The sequence below is a fragment of the Amycolatopsis sp. CA-126428 genome (genome assembly GCF_002904335.1).
Lineage (GTDB): Bacteria > Actinomycetota > Actinomycetes > Mycobacteriales > Pseudonocardiaceae > Amycolatopsis.
This window is the reverse complement of the sequence record NZ_PPHF01000075.1, coordinates 39,269-59,644: the sequence shown is the minus strand read 5'-3', so window position 1 is coordinate 59,644 and position 20,376 is coordinate 39,269. Positions and strand designations below refer to the sequence as shown.

The 20,376-nt window shown below is 72.7% G+C and carries 15 protein-coding genes; 5 read left to right on the top strand and 10 right to left on the bottom strand.

The features are described 5' to 3' along the window. The first annotated feature begins 9 nt into the window (after positions 1 to 9). From C2L58_RS21950 to C2L58_RS21940, 3 genes are read left to right on the top strand one after another with little or no spacing between them, the layout of a single operon-like run. A complete protein-coding gene (locus C2L58_RS21950; RefSeq protein WP_255410549.1) occupies positions 10 to 1,488 on the top strand; it encodes a PucR family transcriptional regulator in 1,479 nt (492 codons plus the stop codon). Positions 1,489 to 1,523: 35 nt separating this feature from the next. After that, positions 1,524 to 2,201 carry a response regulator transcription factor gene (locus C2L58_RS21945; RefSeq protein ID WP_034284338.1) on the top strand — a complete coding sequence of 226 codons (678 nt, stop codon included), beginning with the start codon at positions 1,524 to 1,526 and terminating at the stop codon, positions 2,199 to 2,201. After that, entirely contained in the window at positions 2,198 to 3,322 is a 1,125-nt protein-coding gene (locus C2L58_RS21940) for a sensor histidine kinase (RefSeq protein WP_103339499.1), read from the top strand. Before C2L58_RS21945 ends, C2L58_RS21940 begins: the two co-directional genes overlap by 4 nt. Before the next feature lie 118 nt (positions 3,323 to 3,440). On the opposite strand, the gene C2L58_RS21935 is transcribed toward C2L58_RS21940, so the two are convergent. Both C2L58_RS21935 and C2L58_RS21930 read right to left on the bottom strand, forming a co-directional pair. Further along, positions 3,441 to 4,541 carry an alpha/beta hydrolase gene (locus C2L58_RS21935; protein ID WP_103339498.1) on the bottom strand — a complete coding sequence of 367 codons (1,101 nt, stop codon included), beginning with the start codon at positions 4,539 to 4,541 and terminating at the stop codon, positions 3,441 to 3,443. Next, positions 4,535 to 6,070 (bottom strand): twin-arginine translocation signal domain-containing protein, encoded by a 1,536-nt coding sequence (locus C2L58_RS21930; RefSeq protein WP_103339497.1) that lies wholly within the window; start codon positions 6,068 to 6,070, stop codon positions 4,535 to 4,537. The genes C2L58_RS21935 and C2L58_RS21930 overlap by 7 nt, the downstream gene beginning before the upstream one ends. 68 nt (positions 6,071 to 6,138) lie before the next feature. On the opposite strand from C2L58_RS21930, the gene C2L58_RS21925 reads away from it, so the two are divergent. Next, complete coding sequence (locus C2L58_RS21925) at positions 6,139 to 6,567, top strand: hypothetical protein (protein WP_233225852.1); 429 nt, start codon at positions 6,139 to 6,141, stop codon at positions 6,565 to 6,567. Here C2L58_RS21925 and C2L58_RS21920 read toward each other — a convergent pair. From C2L58_RS21920 to C2L58_RS21910, 3 genes are all read right to left on the bottom strand, one after another. Beyond that, entirely contained in the window at positions 6,564 to 8,675 is a 2,112-nt protein-coding gene (locus C2L58_RS21920; RefSeq protein ID WP_103339495.1) for a 3-hydroxyacyl-CoA dehydrogenase NAD-binding domain-containing protein, read from the bottom strand. The two genes, C2L58_RS21925 and C2L58_RS21920, sit on opposite strands and share 4 nt — an antisense overlap. Then, positions 8,675 to 9,874 (bottom strand): thiolase family protein, encoded by a 1,200-nt coding sequence (locus tag C2L58_RS21915; RefSeq protein ID WP_103339494.1) that lies wholly within the window; start codon positions 9,872 to 9,874, stop codon positions 8,675 to 8,677. Before C2L58_RS21915 ends, C2L58_RS21920 begins: the two co-directional genes overlap by 1 nt. Before the next feature lie 181 nt (positions 9,875 to 10,055). Further along, entirely contained in the window at positions 10,056 to 10,685 is a 630-nt protein-coding gene (locus tag C2L58_RS21910) for a DUF998 domain-containing protein (protein WP_103339493.1), read from the bottom strand. A 237-nt stretch (positions 10,686 to 10,922) separates the two neighbouring features. Here C2L58_RS21910 and C2L58_RS21905 point away from each other — a divergent pair, with 237 nt between their 5' ends. Then, positions 10,923 to 12,152, top strand: a complete 1,230-nt coding sequence (locus C2L58_RS21905; RefSeq protein WP_103339492.1) for a dTDP-4-dehydro-6-deoxyglucose aminotransferase — start codon at positions 10,923 to 10,925, stop codon at positions 12,150 to 12,152. A gap of 38 nt (positions 12,153 to 12,190) precedes the next feature. Here the strand turns inward: C2L58_RS21905 and C2L58_RS21900 are convergent, their stop codons facing one another. From C2L58_RS21900 to C2L58_RS21880, 5 genes are read right to left on the bottom strand one after another with little or no spacing between them, the layout of a single operon-like run. Continuing rightward, on the bottom strand, positions 12,191 to 13,792 hold the full coding sequence (locus tag C2L58_RS21900) for an allophanate hydrolase (RefSeq protein WP_103339491.1): 1,602 nt from the start codon (positions 13,790 to 13,792) through the stop codon (positions 12,191 to 12,193). After that, positions 13,789 to 17,337, bottom strand: a complete 3,549-nt coding sequence (gene uca / locus C2L58_RS21895; RefSeq protein WP_103339490.1) for an urea carboxylase — start codon at positions 17,335 to 17,337, stop codon at positions 13,789 to 13,791. Before uca ends, C2L58_RS21900 begins: the two co-directional genes overlap by 4 nt. After that, complete coding sequence (locus tag C2L58_RS21890; RefSeq protein ID WP_103339489.1) at positions 17,334 to 17,969, bottom strand: urea amidolyase associated protein UAAP2; 636 nt, start codon at positions 17,967 to 17,969, stop codon at positions 17,334 to 17,336. Before C2L58_RS21890 ends, uca begins: the two co-directional genes overlap by 4 nt. Continuing rightward, positions 17,966 to 18,799: an urea amidolyase associated protein UAAP1 gene (locus tag C2L58_RS21885; RefSeq protein WP_103339488.1), complete on the bottom strand. Its 834-nt coding sequence runs from the start codon at positions 18,797 to 18,799 to the stop codon at positions 17,966 to 17,968. Before C2L58_RS21885 ends, C2L58_RS21890 begins: the two co-directional genes overlap by 4 nt. Positions 18,800 to 18,811: 12 nt before the next feature. Then, positions 18,812 to 20,281, bottom strand: a complete 1,470-nt coding sequence (locus C2L58_RS21880; RefSeq protein ID WP_103339487.1) for an amino acid permease — start codon at positions 20,279 to 20,281, stop codon at positions 18,812 to 18,814. Between the last annotated feature and the right edge of the window lie 95 nt (positions 20,282 to 20,376).

Genomic DNA, 20,376 nt, shown 5'->3' with positions numbered 1-20,376 from the left:
CCCACGGAGGTGAATGTCCCGTTACGGGACGTGCTCGGCAACCGGGAGCTCGCGCTCGACGTCGTCCCCGAGACGCTGCGGCCGGGCGCGCTGGACGCCCCGGTGCGCTGGGCCCACGTCAGTGAGCTGCAGGACCCCGCGCCCTACCTGGTGGGCGGCGAGCTGATCCTCACCGCGGGCGTCAACCTGCCGGAGCAGCTCGACCGGTACGTGCGCGGCCTGCGCGACGCCGGTGTGACGGCGCTGGGGTTCGGCTTGACCCCGACGGTGCACGAGACCCTGCCGGAGCCCCTGCGCCGGGCGTGCGCGCGGCGCGGGCTGCCCCTGCTGGTGGTGCCCGCGCGCACGCCGTTCCTGGCGGTCAACCGGGCGGTCTCGGTCGCGCTGACCGAGGCCGGGCAGCGGGACCAGCGGCGGATCACCGCGGCGCGCGAGACGCTGACGCGCGCCGCGGGTGGCGGACTCGGCGAGCTGACGTCGTCGCTGGCGGCGGTGCTGCGGTCCTGGGTCGCCCTGGTCGGCGCCGGGGACGTGCTGGCCTCGGCGCACGACGCGCCTTCGCCGCTGCCGCTCCCGGTGCGGGAGCTGATGGCCACCGTGCGGGCGGGCAGCGGGATCCGGAGCGCGACCACCGAGCTCGCCGGCGGGTTCGTCGTCGTCCAGCCGGTGTACCCGCAGGCCACGGCGTCGCACCTGGTGGTCGTCGGCCGGTCGCGGCGGCTCGACGGCGCCGAGCGGGCGATCCTCGCCGTCGGCGCGGCCCTGCTCGGCCTGGTCGGCCGCGCGGGCTCGGACGCGGCCGAGCTGGGCGCCGCGGCCACCGGCCTCCTGCTCGGCCGGACGTCCCCCGGGCAAGTGGCCCGGTCGCTGCTGGGCTCGGAGACCGTCCGGCTGGTCGCCGGGGCGACGTACCGGCGTGGCCCCGGCGAGGTGGCCCAGCGCCCGGACTGGCTGCGCGCGCGGCTGGACACGCCGTTGGTCTCGGTGCGGCCCGGGCCCTCCTTCGTGGCCGTCGCCGGGGCGGTCTCGCCGCCGGTGCTGGAGGACCTGCGCGAACACGGCTGGCTGGCCGCGGTGGGCTCGCCGGTGCCCGCTTCCCGGGCGGCCTCGGCTTGGGCCGAGGTGGAGCTGCTGCTTTCGCGGGCGCTCGCCCTCGGCCGGCCGATCGTGGCCGGGAGTGAGCCGCTGGACTTCGGCGCGCTGCTGGACCCGGACGCTTCCCGGGGGTTCGCGGCGAAGGCGCTGGAGCCGCTGGTGGCGCTGGATCGCGCGGGGGACCGGTCACTGGTGCCGACGCTGCGGACGTGGCTGGCCCACCACGGCGCCTGGGAACCGACGGCCGCGGAGCTGGGCGTCCACCGCAACAGCGTCCGGCACCGGATCGCGCAGGTGGAGAAGGCGCTGGGGGCCGACTTGGCGGACCCGGAGGTCCGGATGCGGCTGTGGTTCGCGCTGCGCTGGCTCTCACCGGTCACACACAGTCCTTAAAGGGCACTCTCAGGAAAATATGGGATTGTGGGCTGGTGCGAGTTTTGGTAGTCGAGGACGAAGAACCCCTGGCCGACGCGATCGCCCGTGGCCTGCGCCGCGAGGGCATGGCGGTGGACGTCGCGCTCACCGGGGACGACGGGCACGAGAAGGCCGCCGTCACGCGGTACGACGTCGTGCTGCTGGACCGGGACCTGCCCGGGATGTCCGGTGACGAGCTGTGCCGGGAGATCGTCGCGTCCGGGGAGCTGACCCGGGTGCTGATGCTCACCGCGAGCAGCTCGGTGTCCGACCGCGTCGAGGGGCTTTCGCTCGGCGCCGACGACTACCTCGCCAAGCCGTTCGCCTTCCCCGAGCTGGTCGCGCGAGTGCGCGCGCTGGGCCGGCGGGCCACCCCGGCCGCGCCGCCGCTGCTCACCGCCGGGGACGTCGAACTGGACCCGGCGAAGCGGACCGTCCGGCGCGCGAGCGGGCCGGTGGAGCTGACGCGCAAGGAGTTCGGCGTCCTGGAGGTCCTGCTGCAGGCCGCCGGATCGGTGGTCAGCAGCGAGGAGCTGCTCGAACGCGTCTGGGACGAGAACGCCGACCCGTTCACCACGACCGTCCGGGTCACCGTGATGACGCTGCGCAAGAAGCTCGGCGAGCCGGGGATCATCGAGACGGTGGTCGGCTCCGGGTACCGGGTGCCGGAGCCCGGCGCTTCGCGCGCGTGAACCTGCCGGGCACCCGCAGCCTCCGCGCCCGGATCACCCTGCTGGCGACCGTGCTGGTCGCCGCCGTCAGCCTGCTGCTGCTCTGGCTGGCCTGGACGCTGGTGCGGGATTCGCTCGACGCCGTCCCGCGTATGCCGCCGGGCAGCACGGTGGTCGTCGACGGCGTCGAGGTCGACGCCTCGACGCTCGCCGAGCACCTGCGCGTGCACGCCCGCGACCGGATGCTGCTGTTCGGGTCGCTGGCGTTCCTGCTGGTCGTCGCGGCCGCGGCGATCCTCGCCTGGACGTTCACCTCCCGCGTGCTGCTGCCGCTGCGCGAGATCACCGGCACCGCGCGGCGGCTGTCGGTCGAGTCGCTGGGGGAGCGGATCGGCGAGATCCGCTCCCGCGACGAGCTGGCCGAGCTGGCGGGCACGTTCGACGACATGCTCGACCGGCTCCAGGCCGCGTTCGACGCGCAACGCCACTTCGTCGCGAACGCGAGTCACGAACTGCGGACGCCGTTGTCGGTGATCCGCACGGAACTCGACGTCACCCTGTCGGACGACGACGCCGACGAAGCCGAGCTGCGCCGGATGGGCGGGGTGGTCCGCGACGCGACCGAACGCGCCGGGCAGCTGGTCAACTCCCTGTTGCTGCTGGCCCGCACCGACGCCGCCGGGCTCGGCGTGCACGAGCCGGTGGACCTCGCGGTGGTCGTCGACCGGGCGTGGCGCGCGGTGCGGCGCGAAGCCGGGGAGCGCGGGATCCGGGCGTCGTTCACGACGCCGCCGGCGTCCGCGTTCGGCGATCCGGCGCTGCTGGAGCGGATCGCGGGCAACCTGCTGGAGAACGCGGTCCGCCACAACGTCGAGGGCGGCTGGCTCGAGGTCGTGACGCAGCCGGGGCCGCGGTGGTCGATGCTGCGCGTCCGCTCCTCGGGCGGCCTGGTCGACCCGGCGGCGGTGCCGGAGCTGTTCGAGCCGTTCCGCCGCGCCGGCGTGGCCCGCACGGCCCGCCACGGCGCCGGCCTGGGCCTGTCGATCGTCCGGGCCGCGGTGGCGGCGCACGGCGGAACGGTCACGGCCGAGCCGATCGTGGGCGGCGGCCTCGGCGTCACGGTCCACCTCCCGGCCCACTGACCCGTGATCGAAGGGTCAGCACGCGTGATTGAAGGGTCATCTCCCGTGATTGGCGGGACGACACGCCGAAGCTCGCTCGATCCGGAGTGTCGTCCCCTCAATCACGCGTGTCGACTCTTCAATCACGCGTGTCGGCTTCCTGATCACGGGGCGGGCTGAGGGCGAGGCCGGCGCGGAGGACTCCGGCGGCGTGGAGCATGGCTGCGCGGGCGTCCGGGTCGATGCCGACTCGGTTGGCGAAGCCGTGGAGCTGGCCTTCGTGGTGTCGGTGGACCAGGGGGACGCCGGCGGCGGCGAGGCGGTGCGCGTAGGCCTCGCCTTCGTCGCGGAGGAGGTCGAAGCCGCAGGTGGCCACGAACGTCGGGGGGAGGCCGTCGAGGCTTTCGTCGTAGAGGACCGAGGCCCGCGGGTCGCGGTACCGGGCCGGGTCGCGCACGTACTGCGCGCGGTACCAGGCCCATTCGTCCCGGTCGAGGCGGAAGCCCGAGCCGAACCGGCGGTGCGACGCCGACTCGCCGAGCGCGTCCGTCGCCGGGGTGAGCAGGAGGGAAAACGCCGGCCGGGGCAGCTCGCCGCGGGCCGCCGCGTGGGCGACCACCGCCGCCAGGTTGCCGCCGCTGCTGTCGCCGCCCACCGCCAGCCGGGCCGGGTCCACGCCGAACTCCGCCGCGTGCGACGCCACGTGGGCGAACGCCGCGACCGCGTCCGAAGCCGCCGCGGGGAAGGGGTGTTCCGGCGCGAGCCGGTAGCCGATCGACACCACCCGCACCCCGGCTTCCTCGGCGAGCAGCCGGCAGGCGCCTTCGTGCGTGTCGAGGCTGCCGAGCACGAACCCGCCGCCGTGGAAGTACACGATCGCCGGGCCGGGCGCGGGGAGGCCGGCCGGTTCGTACAGCCGCAGCGGTAGCGGCCCGCCCGGCCCGGGCCACGAGCCGTCGCGGGTCCGGACGCCCGGGCAGATCCCGGCGCCGGCGAGCGCGCCCGCCAGGTTCAGCTCGGTCCGGGCCCGCGAAAGGCTCCCGTTGTGGTGCGGCGCGTCGAACGGCGCGAAGCGCGCCACCCGCATGAGCACCCGGGCGGTGAGGACCGGCTGGCGGCCGTCCACCACCACCGGCCGGCCCGCGAGCACGCGCAGCACGGGCGACGGCAGGCGCAGCAGCCACCGCAGCCCGGCCATGATCGACCGCACGAGCAGCCGCCGGCTCAGTCCGTTCAGCACAGGTCCACGAAAATCGGATTCGCGTACAACCACAAGTCCTCGAAGGGGTTCGCCTGCCCGATGATGTCCGGTGTGGGCTCGGAAACGCCGTTTGTCCCCCGGACGCGCAAGTAGCACGGTTCCCGGACGTTCCGGAAGGTGCGCCGGAACACGACCTGCCGCCCCGGCGCCCAGCGCGGCTCGAACGACTCCACGACCCGCGTGCCCGGCGCGGTCATCGTGTCGCGGTCGGCGGCCGGGCCGGTGACCGGGCCCGCGACGACGTCCAGGCGCGCCAGCCGCGGTACCGAGCCGCCGCCGTTCGGCCGCGACGCCAGCCGCGCCGACAGCACGACCGTGACGTCCGATCCCGGTCGCACTCGCAGCCGGCCGCCCAGCGTCGCCGACGCACCACCGCCGTACGCGCCGACCTGCAGGTCCTGCGCGAGACCGCCGTGCGACAGCCAGATCCGCCCGGCCCGCAGGCCCTCCAGGACGCCTTCGAGGCTTCGCCGCGTGACGCCGACGTACGTGCGGCTGAACTCGCCCGGGTAGAAGTCCGCGTACGGCGCGAGCAGCTGCGGCGTACCGGTGTCGACGGGGTCCGGGAACTTGCCGTGCGTGTCGTACCAGTCGCCCGCCACCGGCGGCCGGGCCAGCGTGTCGCCGCGGTTGTAGTGCGAGTCGGAGTTCGTGGTGATCCACCACGACTTCCCCTCGGCGAGCAGCGAGTCCCAGAGCCCGCCGACCTTCGCCGCCGCCCAGTCCCAGCCGCCGTGCGTCCGGTACGCCTCGGCCGGGAAGCCGGGCCACGAGCCGGCGCCGGGGCTGTTGGCGTAGCCGCCGCGTGCGCCGCCGTTGCCGAGCGGCTCGGGGAAGCCGTCCGCCTGCGCGCCGGGCGCCCCTTCCATGCCGATGACGATGCCCGGCGCGGCGTCGCGGTAGGCCCGCAGCTCGTGCGGGGCGACGCGGCCGTTGCGCAGCGGGTGGTTGATCAGCACGACCGGGGCGTGGATCCGCCGCGCCTGCTCTTCCGAAGCGAGCCAGCGCAACGCCCGCAGCGCGAGGGCTTCGTTCGCCGGGCTCGACGCTTCGGAGTTCGTCAGCCGCCAGTCGAAGGTCCGCTCGAACTCGCGCAGCTTGGCCGCCTGCTCCGCACCGGCCTGGAAGAAGACGGTGGCGTGCTCGGCGCCCGGGACGTTCCACTCCATCCCGTGCCACAGCAGCAGGTCCGGGTACTTCCGCCGGGCGGCGAGGAAGTCGGCTTCGGTGGGCTCGACCGACACCTTCTCGTGCTCGGCGTGGCCGTGGTCGGTGAAGACGATCCAGTCCGCGCCGTGCGCCCGCCCGCCGGTGGCGATCTGGTCGATCCGGTACATCGCGTCGTACGAGTACTGGCTGTGCGTGTGGTGATCGCCCACCAGCCACTGGTAGCGGCCGCACGTCCGGCTCAGGTCGGCGTCGGCGAAGGCGGGGGCCGGGAGGGGCACGCCCGCGGCGGCGGCCGCGAGCCCGGCGCCCTTGAGGAACCGGCGTCTGTCGGTGGTCACGGCGGGACGCTAAGCCGCCGGGGTGAACGGGCGGTGTCCCGGCGGCCAACTGTGCTGTGATCTTCGGTGTGGAGGAGAAACCCCTGGCCCGGGTGCTGCCGCCGGTGATCGTGCTGGCCCTGGCCGCCGGCGTCGGGCTCGCGTTCTTCGTCGCCGCGCTCGTCCGGCCGCCCGAGCTGCCGGTGGACCGGAACCCGGCGCCGCTGGCCGGGCACACGCTCTGCGCGGCGGTCGTCGTGACCTATGCGTCCGAAGAGGACATGCGGGCCGCGGTGCCGTCGTTGCGCGGCGACCCGAAGGTCCGGCGGGTGTTCGTCGACCCGCCGTCGGTCTCGCTGCTCGCCGTCCCGGGCACCGATCTGAAGGCGTGGGCGCAGGAGCTGCACGCCCGCTACCGGAGCGCCGAGCGGGTGACGGTGATCGATCTGGACGCGGCGGCGGCGCAGCTGAGACTCACCGCGCCGCCGCCGAAGTGCCCTCGAGAGGGCGAGTACTAGCGAGCCGGGACCGAAGCCACGCCCGGGGCGAGGAACGGCTTGCCGTTCACGCGCTCGGAGACGCCGGAGCGGTCCAGGTACGGCGTGATGCCGCCGTTCCAGAACGGCCAGCCCGCCCCGAGGATCAGGCACAGGTCGATGTCCTGCGCCTCGGCGACCACGCCCTCGTCGAGCATGATCCGGATCTCCTCGGCGATCGCGGACAGCGCCCGCTCGCGCACCTGCTCGGAGGTGGCGGGCTGGTCACCCTGCGTCCACAGCTCGGCGACCTCCGGGTCGACCGAGGCGTTGCCCCGGTCGTCCCAGATCCAGACGCCCTTCTTGCCCGCCTTGACGAACTTGGCGAGGTTGCCGGACACCGTGAACCGGTCCGGGAAGGACTCGTGCAGGGTCTCGCCGACGTGCAGCGCGATGGCCGGGCCGACGAGCTGCATCAGCGTCAGCGGCGTCATCGGCAGGCCGAGCGGTTCCAGGGCCTTGTCGGCGACCTCGAACGGCGTGCCCTCGTCGACGGTGACCAGCACCTCGCCGAGGAAGCGCAACAGCAGCCGGTTGACGACGAACGCCGAGGCGTCCTTCACCAGCACGCTGGACTTCTTCAGCTGCTTGCCGACCGAGAACGCCGTCGCCAGGGCCGCGTCGTCGGTCTGCTCGCCGCGGACGATCTCCAGCAGCGGCAGCACGGCCACCGGGTTGAAGAAGTGGAAGCCGACGACCCGCTCGGGGTGCTGCAGCTTCGACGCCATCGCGGTGATCGACAGCGACGAGGTGTTCGTCGCCAGGATCGCCTCGGGCTTGACGTGCTGCTCCAGCTCCGCGAACACCTGCTGCTTGACGCCCAGCTCCTCGAACACGGCTTCGATGACGAAGTCGGCGTCGGCGAACGCGGCCTTGTCGAGCGAGCCGGTCACCAGGGCCTTGAGCCGGTTGGCGGCGTCCGGGGAGAGCCGCTTCTTGCCCAGGAGCTTGTCGATCTCGGCGTGGACGTACCCGACGCCCTTGTCGACGCGCTCCTGATCGACGTCGGTCAGCACGACCGGCACCTTCAGGCGGCGCACGAACAGCAGCGCGAGCTGGCTGGCCATCAGGCCGGCGCCGACGATGCCGACCTTGTTCACCTTGCGGGCCAGCGACTTGTCCGGCGCGCCGGCCGGGCGCTTGGCGCGCTTGTTGACCAGGTTGAACGAGTACAGCCCGGCGCGCAGGACGTCGGACATGAGCAGCTCGGCGAGGCCGTCGGTCTCGGCCGCGTACCCGCGGTCGAGGTCGTTTTCGCGAGCCAGCTCCAGCAGCTCGACGGCCTTGGTCGCGCCCGGCGAGGCGCCGTGCGTGCGGCCGTCCACAATGGACTTCGCGCGGGCGATGGCGGCGTCCCACGCCGAACCGCGGTCGATCTCGCGGCGATCCGGGGTGATCTCCCCGTTGACCACGCGAGCCAGCCACAGCAGCGACTGCTCGAGGTAGTCGGCCGAGCCGAAGACGGCGTCGACGATGCCGAGCTCGGCCGCCTGCTTGACGTTCAGCATCTTGTTCTGCGCCAGGGCGTTCTCGATGATCACCGTGACGGCGGCGTCCGCGCCGATCAGGTTCGGCAGCAGCTGCGTGCCACCCCAGCCCGGGAACAGGCCGAGGAAGACCTCGGGGAACGCGATGGCGGCGGTGTTCTCCGACAGCGTCCGGTAGTGGCAGGACAGCGCCAGCTCCAGGCCGCCGCCCATGACCGCACCGTTGACGAACCCGAACGTCGGAATCGAAGACTCGGTGAGGCGGCGGAACACGTCGTGCCCGGTCTGGGCGATTTCGCGCGCCAGCTCGGGGTCGCTCACCGATTCGACGCCGGACAGGTCGGCGCCGACGGCGAAGATGAACGGCTTGCCGGTGACGGCGATCGCGGCCGGCTCGGCCTCGAACGCCTTGTCCAGCGCGGTGTTCAGCGACACCAGGCCCTGCGGGCCGAAGGTGTTCGGCCGGGTGTGGTCGTGGCCGTTGTCGAGCGTGATCAGCGCGACGGGCTTCTCGAGCCCCGGCACCTTGACCAGCCGGGTCTTCGCCTCGGTGACGACCTCGTCCGGGAACGCGGCCTTCGCTGCTTCAGCGGTGAAAGTCATTACTTGGCCCCCTGGAAACCGTTGTACGCCGGGTTCTCCCAGATCACGGTGCCGCCCATGCCGATGCCGATGCACATCGTCGTCATGCCGTAGCGCACGTCGGGCCGCTCGGCGAACTGGCGGGCCAGCTGCGTCATCAGCCGGACGCCGGACGACGCCAGCGGGTGGCCGCAGGCGATCGCGCCGCCCCACTGGTTGACGCGCGGGTCTTCGTCGTCGATGCCGAAGTGGTCGAGGAAGGCCAGCACCTGCACGGCGAAGGCCTCGTTGATCTCGAACAGGCCGATGTCGTCGATGGACAGGCCGGTGCGCTTGAACAGCTTCTCGGTGGCCGGCACCGGGCCGATGCCCATGACCTCCGGCTCGACGCCGGCGAAGGAGTAGCCGACCAGCCGCATGGCGACCGGCAGGCCCAGCTCGCGGGCGGTCTCTTCGTCGGCCAGCAGCGAGGCGGTGGCGCCGTCGTTGAGGCCGGCCGCGTTGCCCGCGGTGATCCGGCCGAAGGGCCGGAACGGCGTCTTCAGGTTCGCGAGCGTTTCGAGCGTGGTGCCCGGGCGGGGCGGCTCGTCCTCGGTGGCCAGGCCCCAGCCCAGCTCCTTGGAGCGGGTGGCGACCGGGACCAGCTCGGGGCCGATCTTGCCGGTCTTGACGGCCTCGGCGTAGCGCTCCTGGCTGCGCGCGGCGTAGGCGTCGGTGCGCTGCTTGGTGATCGCCGGGAACCGGTCGTGCAGGTTCTCGGCGGTCTGGCCCATGACGAGCGCGGTCGGGTCGACGAGCTTGTCGGCGATGATCCGCGGGTTCGGGTCGACGCCTTCACCCATCGGGTGGCGGCCCATGTGCTCGACGCCGCCGGCGATGGCGATGTCGTAGGCGCCGAAGCCGATGCCGGACGCGGCGGTGGTGACGGCGGTCATCGCGCCGGCGCACATGCGGTCGATAGCGAAGCCGGGCACCGACTTGGGCAGGCCGGCGAGCAGCGCGGCCGTGCGGCCGATGGTCAGGCCTTGGTCGCCGGTCTGGGTGGTGGCGGCGATGGCCACCTCGTCGACGCGCTCGGGCGGCAGTTCGGGGTGCCGCCGCAGCAGCTCACGGATGGCGTTGACGACCAGGTCGTCGGCGCGGGTCCCGGCGTAGATGCCCTTGTCGCCGGCCTTGCCGAAGGGGGTGCGGACCCCCTCGACGAAGGCGACGTTTCGCACGCCCCGCGCGGTCGGCGCGAGCGGCGTTGCTGGTGCGGCCACGAATGCTCCATCAGTAGACGTTCGTTCAAGGGGGTCCGGGTGGCGGAGCCCCCGGCCCGGGGCGAAGCCCCGGTTGTCACAGCCGCACGATAGCCCTTGTTACCGGTCGGTAACCAGTGGTGTGGCCCGGTCGAGTGGGCTACCGCACACTCTTGGGCTCCAGAGTCTGTCCTTTCACGAGCCAGGCGACGCCGAACGCCTCCACCGCGACGGCCTCCAGCCACAACGCGGGCAGCAGCGCCGGCAGCAGGCCGAGCGCCTTGGTCACCGCGATGAGCACCAGGCAGGCGAGGATCACCACCCCGCAGACGCGGTAGACGACGCCGGTGCCGGGCGGCTGCTCGCCGTCGTGGGGGAACAGGCGGAGGCAGAAGTAGGCGAGGGAGAGGAAGAACACGGCCGCGAAGACCCAGTGCAGCACGCCGGCGGTGCGGTCCCACGCCGTCACGTCGTGGTCGGGAGCGGTGGGGAAGAGCGCCAGCCCGATCGCGCCCAGCCCGGCGACCGTGCTGGCGACGTTGTCGACGAAGTCGTGGCCGTAGTAGGCGAGGAGGAACACCCCGACCGCGCACATGGCGCCGACGAGGACGTCCCGCAGCTCGGTGTAGTAGTAGCCGCTCAGCGAGCCGATCAGGTCGCCGCCCTGGACGAGCTGCTTGCCGAGGATGAGGACGAACGGCAGCGCCAGGCCGATGAGCCCGATGGCGCGCCGGAGGAACAGGTACGAGTGGACGAGGGTGTTCTGCGGGGATGTGGTCGCCGTGGTCATGGCCGCCTCCGGGGGTCACTGAGGTGATCGGCGTTCAAGTGCCCACGGATGAGGCTTGTTATCGCGGAGTTGTCCAAGTTCTCGGCTGATCGTTACTGGGGAAAGTCCCACACAAGCCCGGCATCCGGCCCTCGTCCGCGTCGCGCGTGCCTAAGTTGGGGGACACCTTCAGCCGAGAACGGACACCGAGAGCGTCAGCCGTTCCGCCGGCGATGAGAAGCATTCCCGGGAGACAAGTTGAAACGTTCGGTAAGCGATCTCGCCGTGTTCGGCGGACGCCCGGAGTTCCTGAATCCGATCCTCGTCGGTCAGCCGAACAACATCGATCGCAGGCGCTTCTTCGACCGGATGAACTGGGCGCTGGACAACCAATGGCTGTCCAACGGTGGTCCGCTCGTCCAGGAGTTCGAAGAGCGGGTCGCCGATCTCGCAGGGGTGCGCAACTGCGTGGCGACCTGCAACGCCACCGCCGCCCTCCAGCTCTACGCGCGCGCGGCGAGGCTCACCGGCGAGATCGTCATGCCGTCGATGACCTTCGTGGCCACCGCGCACGCCATGCGGTGGCTCGGCCTGAAGCCGGTGTTCTGCGACGTCGACCCGCTCACGGGGTGCCTCGACGTCCCCCAGGTCGAAGCGGTGCTGACCGAACGCACCGCGGCGATCCTCGGGGTCCACCTCTGGGGCCGGGCGTGCCCGGTCGACGATCTGGAAAAGCTGGCGGCCGAGCGTGGCGTTCCGCTGTTCTTCGACGCCGCCCACGCGATCGGGTGCAGCTTCTCCGGTCGCCCGGTGGGCGGGTTCGGTGCCGTCGAGGTGTTCTCCTTCCACGCCACGAAGGTCGTCAGCGCTTTCGAGGGCGGCGCCGTCGTCACCGACGACGACGAGCTCGCCGGGCAGATCCGGGCCCTGCACAACTTCGGCATCGGGCCGTACGGGCACGAGGCGGGCGGGACGAACGCGAAACTCAGCGAAGCCGGGGCGGCCATGGGGCTGACGTCCCTGGACGCGCTCCCCGAAGCCGCCCGGCGGAACGAGGAGAACTACGAGCTCTACCGGGCGGAGCTGGACGAACTGCCCGGGGTGGGCCTGGTGGAGTTCGATCGCCGCGAGCGCAACAACTACCAGTACGTCATCGTGACGATCGACGAGAGCGTCACCGGAATCGGGCGGGATCTCCTGCAGGAGCTGCTCGCGGCCGAGAAGATCGTGACCAAGCGCTACTTCTCTCCCGCGTGCCACGAGCTGGAGCCCTACCGCACCGAGAACCCGGTCGGGTTGCCCCACACCGAGGCCCTGGCCCGAAGCGTGCTGGCCGTGCCCACCGGGACCAGGACCACCGCCGAAGACATCCGGCGGGTCTGCGGGGTGATCCGCTTCGCCGTCACCGAGGGACGGGCCGTCCGTGAGCGCTGGCGACGGCGAGAGAGCAAGGAGAACGCCGCCTCGGACCACCGCCGGGAGGATTGACGGCCGAGTCACGTTCCCCTGCCGGCGGCGCAACCCGGCTACCGGACGCCGAGGTGCGCCAGCCAGCCGCCCTTCGCGGAGATGTCCGCCGCGCCCTCCGTGGCCGCCGGTTCGCACAGGAAGCCGGGCACCGACCTCCCGTCCGCCAGCTCCAGCTTGCCGATGGCGAGGGGGGCCGGGATGCCGGCCACGAACTCGCCGAACCCCGCGACCGGCAGCTCCCAGACCTCCGCGGCCAGCGAAACGCCGCCGGACGTGACCCGCACCAAGCCGGGCTTCGGCGGCACCGTGTCCAGTGCGTACAACCGGTACGAAGCCGCCGTCGACACCGCGGACACGAACCGGCCGCCACGCGAGGTCAGCTCGTGGTTCAGCGGCTGGCCGCGCAGGTGCGCGCCGACCACCACGATCGGGACCCACGCACGCCGCAAGCCCGCCAGGGCCGCCAGCTTCAGGTCGTCGTGCGGGGCACCGAGGAACATCACGCCGAACGGCCGCCCGGCCACCGAGCCCGCCGGGACGGCGAGGGCCGCCAGCCCGAACAGGTTCGTCGAGTTGGTGAACCGGCCCAGCCGGGCGTTGACCGCGACCGGGTCCGCGGCGACTTCGGCGATCGTCGGGTGCTCGGTCGTGGTCGGCACCAGCAGTGCGTCGACGCCGGCCAGTGCGGCCAGTGCCTCCGCCCGCAGGCCCGCCAGGACGGCCTGGTCGGCGAACAGCCGGTGCGCCCGGATGTCCCCGGCCGGCGCGATGATCGAGCGCACGACCGGGTCGACGGCGTCCGGGTGGGCGTCGATGAACTCGCCGACCGCGGTGTACCGCTCGGCGACGAACGCGCCGCCGTACAACAGCCGCGCCGCCTCCAGGAACGCCGAGATGTCCACAGTGGTCACTTCGGCGCCCGCCGCGGCGTAGTCCGCGACGGCGGCTTCGAACGCCTCCGCCCAGCCGGGAGCCAGCGGGCCCAGCTGGTCCGGGGCGGGGACGCCGAGCCGGAACCGTCCCGTGTGGACTTGGGCGGGTTCGGCGAGACAGGTGAGCGCGAACGACGCTTCTTCGACCGTCCGCGCGAACAGCGACACGCAGTCGATGCTCGCGCAGGCCGGGACGACTCCTTCGGTGGGCAGCAGCCCCGGGGTCGGTTTGAGCCCGGCGATCCCGTTGAAGGCCGCCGGTACCCGCCCGGATCCGGCGGTGTCGGTGCCCAGCGCGAGGTCCACGATCCCCAGCGCGACGGCCACCGCCGAGCCCGAGCTGGATCCACCGGAGATGTACGCCGGGTCCACGGCATTGCGCACCGCGCCGTACGGACTGCGGGTCCCGACCAGGCCGGTCGCGAACTGGTCCAGGTTCGTCGTGCCGAGCACGAGCGCCCCGGCCGCACGCAGCCTCGCGACCACCGGCGCGTCGGCTTCCGGCTTGTACGCGTAGTCCGGGCAGCCCGCCGTCGTCGGCAGGCCGGCGACGTCGATGTTGCCCTTGACCGCGACGAGCTTGCCGTAGAGCGGCAGCCCGCGCTCTTCCAAGGCGGCGGCCTCGGCCAGGACGTCGGCTTCCGGCCGCAGGTCGATCCAGATCTCCGGCCGGTCCACCTGTTCGATCCGCCGGTACGCGGCCCGCACCCGCTCCTCGAGGCTCATGCCAGCACCACCAAGGGCGTCCCGGGGGCCACCTGGTCACCGGGGGACACGAGCACTTCGACCACCTCACCGCTCGCGGGCGCGGGGATCCGCGCCTCCGTCTTCATCGCTTCCAGCGTCACCAGCGACTGCGCGTCCTCGACGCGTTCGCCCGCGGTGACGTCGACCCGCCACACCGTCGCCGCGAACGGTGCCTCCACGACGTGCCCGCCCGACGGGGCCTCGACCCGCGCCGGTGGCCGGGTGACCGGTTCCGGTTTCGGGTCGAACTCGCCCGCCGCCGCCCACGCCCGGCGCTCCGCCTCGAACGCCGCCGCCTGCGTCGCCCGGAAGCCGGCGATGCTTTCGGCGTTGTCCGCGAGGAACTCCTGGTAGTCCGCCAAGGCGAAGGAGCCCTCGGTGGTGTCGAGTTCCAGCGTGCCGGACGCGCTCTGCGCCCGCAGGTCCAGCAGCTCTTCGGCCGACACGGGGTACCAGGAGATCCGGTCGAAGAACCGCAGGTTCCACGGCTGGTCCCCGCCGCGCCAGCTGTTCCACACCTGGACCGTCCGCCCGACGAACTGGTAGCCGCCCGGGCCCTCCATGCCGTAGATGCACAGGTAGGCGCCGCCGATGCCGACGGAGTTCTCCGCCGTCCACGTCCGCGCCGGGTTGTACTTCGTCGTCACCAGGCGGTGGCGCGGGTCCAGCGGCGTCGCCACCGGTGCTCCGAGGTAGACGTCGCCGAGGCCGAGCACCAGGTACTCCGCGTCGAACACCGTGCGGTACACGTCGTCCACACTGGACAGCCCGTTGACGCGGCGGATGAACTCGATGTTCCACGGGCACCACGGCGCGTCGTCGCGGACGCCGGTCATGTACCGCTCGATCGCCTCGCGCGTCGCGGGGTCGTCCCACGAGAGCGGCAGCCGGACGCTGCGGCTCGGCACCACCAGGTCGTGCGTCGGCGGGAGGTCCCGCTCCAGCTCGCGCACCAGCCCGAGCGCCTTGCCGACCGGCAACGCGTCCGGGTCGACGTGCACCTGCAGCGACCGGATGCCCGGCGTCAGGTCCACGATCCCCGGCACGCCTTCGGCCGCCAGCCGCTCGGCCAGCGCGTGCACCCGCATCCGCAGCGCCAGGTCCAGCTTCATCTCGCCGTACTCGACGAGCAGGTTGTCGTCGCCGCTGCGGCGGTAGGTGACCGACGGCTCGCCCGAAGCTCCCATACCGTCCGAAGAGGACAGTCGCGCGAGGACACCGCCGTCGTCGCGCGCGGGCCGGCTCGGGGCGACCGCCGACGCCGGCCGCGTCCGCAGCGCCGCCGCGTGGTCGGTGCCGATCGGCACGAACCGCACGGTGTCGCCCGGCCGCAGCTGCCCGAGCTTCCACCGCTCGCCGGTGGCGACCGTCGCCGGGCAGACGAACCCGCCCAGGCTGGGCCCGTCCGGGCCGAGCAGGATCGGCAGGTCGCCGGTGTAGTCGACGGCGCCGATCGCGTACGGCGTGTCGTGGATGTTCGACGGGTGCAGGCCCGCCTCGCCGCCGTCCGCGCGGGACCATCCGGGCCGCGGACCGACGAGCCGGACACCGGTGCGCGCCGAGTTGAAGTGCACCTGCCAGTCCGTGGCGTAGAACGTTTCGACGTCGTCCGGGGTGAAGAACTCCGGGGCCGCGTGCGGTCCTTCGAGTGCGCCGATCGTCCAATGTGGAGCGAAGGCCGGGCGTTCGGCCGGAGCGACCGGTCCGACGATCGGGTCCGCCGGGGCCGGCCCGGGACGCAGGACGTCCCCGGCGGCCAGCGCGCGGCCGCCGTGCCCGCCGAACTTCCCCAGCGTGAACGTCGCCGCGCTGCCGAGGAACTCCGGCACGTCGATGCCGCCGCGCACCAGGACGTAGCTGCGCAGCCCGGCCGTGCACGCCCGGACGTCCAGCGTCGCACCCGCCGGCACCTCGACGGGGGTCCACAACGGAACCTCGGTGCCGTCGACCAGCACGGTCGCCGGTGCGCCGGCGACGCACACCTCGGTGGCGTGCGAGAACCGCAGCGCGACGCCGTCCACGGTGCACTCCAGGCCGGGTGCGCCCTCCGGGTTGCCGAGCGCGAGGTTGCCCAGCCGCAGCGAAAGGTCGTCCATCGGCCCGCTCGGTGGCACCCCGACGGCCCAGAACCCGGTGCGGCCCGGCCAGTCCTGCACGGTCGTCATCGTCCCGCCGCGCAGGACGTCGATCCGCGGCTCGGCGTCCTCGACGTGGTCCAAAGTGGACGTATCGTGGGTGGCGGTGCCGAAGGCCGTGTCGGCGGCCGCGGCCCGCAGCTGTCCGAGGTTGGTCTGCACGCCGTCGAACCGGGTCGCGGCGAGCGCTTCCCGCAGGTTCGCCAGCGCCTCGGCGCGGTCGGCACCCGTGCAGATCACCTTGGCCAGCAACGGGTCGTAGTGCGCGGTGACGGTCGCGCCCGGCTCGACCCACGTGTCGACGCGGGTGTTCCCGGGCAGCGTGACCCGGGTGACGAGCCCCGCGCTCGGCCGGTGCCCGGTGCCCGGGTCCTCGGCGTACACGCGCGCTTCGACGGCGTGCCCGCGCGGGACCGGCGTCGCGCGGAACATCGCGCGGTCACCCTGGGCGAGCCGCAGCATCCAGGCGACCAGATCGACGCCGTAGACCGCTTCGGTGACCGGGTGCTCGACCTGCAGCCGGGTGTTGACCTCGAGGAACGCCGCCTCGCCGCGTCCGGCGTCGTAGACGTATTCGACGGTGCCCGCGGAGCGGTACCGCACCGACGAGCACAGCGCGACGGCGGACTCCACCAGGTGCTTCCGGACGTCCTCGGGCAGCTCCGGGGCCGGGCACTCCTCGATGACCTTCTGGTTGCGCCGCTGCAGCGAGCAGTCGCGCGTGCCCAGGGCCAGGACCTCGCCGAAGCCGTCGCCGAACACCTGGACCTCGACGTGCCGCGCGCGGGTCACCAGGCGTTCGAGGAAGACCCCGGAGCTGGCGAAGCTCTTGGCCGCGACGCTGCGCACGGTGTCCCAGGCGGCGCGCAGCTCGTCGGGTGACGCGCAGGCGCGCATCCCGATCCCACCCCCGCCACCGGTCGCCTTGAGCATCACCGGGTAGCCGATGTCCGCCGCGCGCGCCAGCGCTTCGTCCACATCGGACAGCAGGCCGGTGCCGGCCAGCAGCGGCACGCCCGCCGCGATCGCCGCCTCGCGCGCGGTGTGCTTGCTGCCGAACACCTCCAGGTGCTCCGGGGCGGGCCCGGCGAACGCGATCCCGGCGTCTTCGCAGGCGCGCGCGAACGCCGCGTCCTCCGAGAGGAAGCCGTACCCCGGGTGGATCGCGTCGCAGCTGGTCTCCAGCGCCGCGGCGACGATCGCACCGGCGCGCAGGTAGCTTTCCGCCGCGGGCGCCGGGCCGAGCCGGACGACCCGGTCGGCGAGCCGCACGTGCGGGGCGAGCCGGTCGGCGTCGGAGTACACCGCGACGGTCTCGAGGCCCAGTTCCTTCGCGCTGCGCAGGATCCGGACCGCGATCTCGCCGCGGTTGGCGACGAGCAGCCTCACGCGCCGACTCCCGGGGAGATGACGACCATCCGCACCGGCGTCGGGTCGAACCCGTTGCAGGGGTTGTTGATCTGCGGGCAGTTCGAGACGAGCACCAGCACGTCGGTCTCGGCGCGCAGCCGGACTTCCAGGCCGGGCGCCGAGATGCCGTCGACGATGCCGAGGGTGCCGTCCTCCTCGACCGGCACGTTCATGTACCAGTTGACGTTGCTGACCAGGTCGCGCTTGCCCAGTCCCCACTTGGCGCCCTCGATGAGAAAGTTCTCGACGCAGGCGTGCTGGTGGCGGGTGTGCTGGCCGTAGCGGAGGCTGTTGGACTCCTTGCTGCACGCGCCGCCGAGCGTGTCGTGGCGCCCGCAGGTGTCGGCGACGACGGTCAGCAGCGGCGCGCCCTCCTGGGTGCGCAGGACACTGCCGGTGGTGAGGAAGATGTTGCCCTGCGCGGCGATCGTCGCGGCCGCGCTGTAGCGCTTCGACGTGTCGTTCGCGTCGTAGCAGAGGAAGTCCACGGCCTGGTTGCCGCCGAGGTCGATGATCGCCAGCTCCTGGCCTGGTTGCAGCACCGTCGAATACGGCGCCCGCGCGGGAACGTCGACGCTGACTTCCAGCTGGGATTCGTAGGCCGTGCTCATGCGATCCCCCGGGCGGTGAGGTAGTCGGAGGTGTTTTCGAAGGCGCGCTGCGCTTCCGGCGTGTGTGTCCACTCCGGACTGTCCGGAGTGGACGGCCGGTCGTACCAGGCGAGGATCTCGAGCTTCGACACGGTGTAGTCCGGGCGCGGGTCGACCGGGTGGGCGACGTTGGCGATCAGCACGATCGACGGGATTTCGATCCGCAGGTCGACGGCCTTGCCGGCACCCGCGGACCCGATGAACTCCAGGCCGCCTTCCGGCTGGACCCGGACGCCCTGGAAGAACGACAGGCTCGGCGGCAGGTCGCGTGGCCCCAGGCCGTTCTTGGCCGCCGCCAAGGTGAACAGCGGCAGCCCGGCGGGGGAGGGGCCCTCCGGGGCGCCGTCGCCGTAGCGCTCAATGTTCCCGTCCACAGTGGACGTGCCGCACAGGGCGTCGTGCCGCCCGCTGGAGTCGGCGACGATCGTGGCCAGCACGCGGGCCTGGTCGGACAGCAGCGCCACCGACTCGCCCAGGTAGGCGTTCCACTGCACCTTGACCGTGTCGGCGACGTTCAGCCGCTCCCACGGCCCCTCGGCGTTGAACAGCAGCAGGTGCGCGCAGGCGTCGCCGTCGACGTCGGTCAGCCGCAGCCGCGTGCCCCGGGCCAGCACCTTGTGCGTGTACCCGCCGCCGGCCACGGTTTCGGCCCAGGTCAGCGCCTCGGGGGCGACCTCGGGCGGCGGTGACGGCCAGGTGCTCGCCGGGATCGACGGCATCGTGTCGACCACGGTGCCGGCCTGGGCGCGGGCGTGGTCGCGCGCTCCGTAGGTCGTCGCGGTGGTGCTCATGGTCGTCCTCTCTCAGGTCGCGGGTTCGAGGGCGGGAGCGGGGCGCAGCCGCAGCCAGCAGAGCCAGCCGATCACCAGTGCGCCGCCGACGAACTCTATCGGGAACAAGAGCATCCAGGGGGAGCCCGAACCGGCGAGATCGTAGATCTCCGCACGCGGCCAGCCGATGTTCACGATCATGGCGATTCCGTAGAGAACGGCTGCTCCGTTCAGCGGAACACCCCAGCGGCCCAGGGAGAACCGGCCCGGCTCGGCCGGGAACCGCCCGCGCAGCCGGTGCACCAGCAGCGGCCCGGTCACCAGCAGGTAGGCCAGGTAGACGACCACCACCGACGTCCCGGTGATCGTGCTGAACAGCGTCGGGTTGCCGACGTTGAGCAGCAGCAGCCCGATGGCGAGCGCGCCCGACAGCAGTGCGGGCGCGACCGGTGTCCCGGTGCGCGGGCTGACCCCGGCGAGGCGGGCGGACGCGGGGAGCGCGCCGTCGCGGGCCATCGCGTAGATCAGCCGGACGGTGCCGGTCTGGATGGTCAGGGTGCAGACGACGACGGCGATCGCGACGTCGGCGAGGAAGACCCGGCCGAGGGTGTCGCCGAAGACGGCGGTGATCACGTACGGCAGGCCGTGCCCGGCGAGCTGCCCGTCGGTGAGGCTCGGCGCGGCCATCAGCGCGGTGACGACCACCGCGAGGCCGCCGATGCCGGAGACGAGCACGGCGCGCAGCACCGCCCGCGGAGCCGCCTTTCGCGCGTCCTTCGTCTCCTCCGCGACCGAAGCGGCGGTGTCAAAGCCGTAGAGGACGTACGCGGCCATGAGCGCCGAAGCGAGCACGCCGCCGATCCCGGCGCTGGTGCCGGGTGCGTCGTGCAGCACCACCTGCGGGCCGCGGACGGCGAACAGCGCCAGCCCGGCGATGAGAACGAGGACACCGAGGAGCTCGGCCGCGACGCCGACGTCGTTGATCCGCGCCATCAGCCGGACCCCGCCGGTGTTGACCGCGGTGGTGAAGACGAGCAGCGCGGTGCCGAGCAGCACGGCGTTGGCCGCGCCGGACGGCGACGTCACCGACGGATCGCCGCCGACGAACTGGAAGCCGTCCCACACCGACGGCAGCACGACCTGCAGCGCGATCGCGGCGGCCGCGAGGGCGACGATGCAGCCGAGCAGCATCATCCAGCCCGCGAGCCAGCCGAGGAAGCCCTTGCTGAGCTGTTTCGCCCACTGGTACACGGATCCGGCGAGCGGGTAGCGGGCGGCGAGCTCGGCGAAGACCAGCGCGACGAGCAGCTGGCCCGCCAGGACGACCGGCCACGTCCAGAAGAAGAGCGGGCCGCCGAAGGTGTAGCCGAAGCCGAAGAGCTGGAAGACGGTGGTGAGGATGGAGACGAAGGAGAAACCGGCGGCGAAGGCGGAGAACCCGCCCAGCGACCGGCGGAGCTCTTGGCGGTAACCGAAGGCGGCGAGTTCGTCGGGTGGCGTCATGCGGGCTCCTTGTTTCGATCGCTTGACAGAAATTAAGTCCCGGTCGCGACGCGTCGATCTCCGCCGTGTTAGAGACCGGTTAACGCCCGGACCGA

What these genes read in the sequence shown, in the direction of transcription:
- C2L58_RS21920 (WP_103339495.1), bottom strand. Translation starts at nt 8,675, where the DNA reads ATGACTTTCACCGCTGAAGCAGCGAAGGCCGCGTTCCCGGACGAGGTC.
- C2L58_RS21910 (WP_103339493.1), bottom strand. Translation starts at nt 10,685, where the DNA reads ATGACCACGGCGACCACATCCCCGCAGAACACCCTCGTCCACTCGTAC.
- C2L58_RS21900 (WP_103339491.1), bottom strand. Translation starts at nt 13,792, where the DNA reads ATGAGCCTCGAGGAGCGGGTGCGGGCCGCGTACCGGCGGATCGAACAG.
- C2L58_RS21890 (WP_103339489.1), bottom strand. Translation starts at nt 17,969, where the DNA reads ATGAGCACGGCCTACGAATCCCAGCTGGAAGTCAGCGTCGACGTTCCC.
- C2L58_RS21885 (WP_103339488.1), bottom strand. Translation starts at nt 18,799, where the DNA reads ATGAGCACCACCGCGACGACCTACGGAGCGCGCGACCACGCCCGCGCC.
- C2L58_RS21880 (WP_103339487.1), bottom strand. Translation starts at nt 20,281, where the DNA reads ATGACGCCACCCGACGAACTCGCCGCCTTCGGTTACCGCCAAGAGCTC.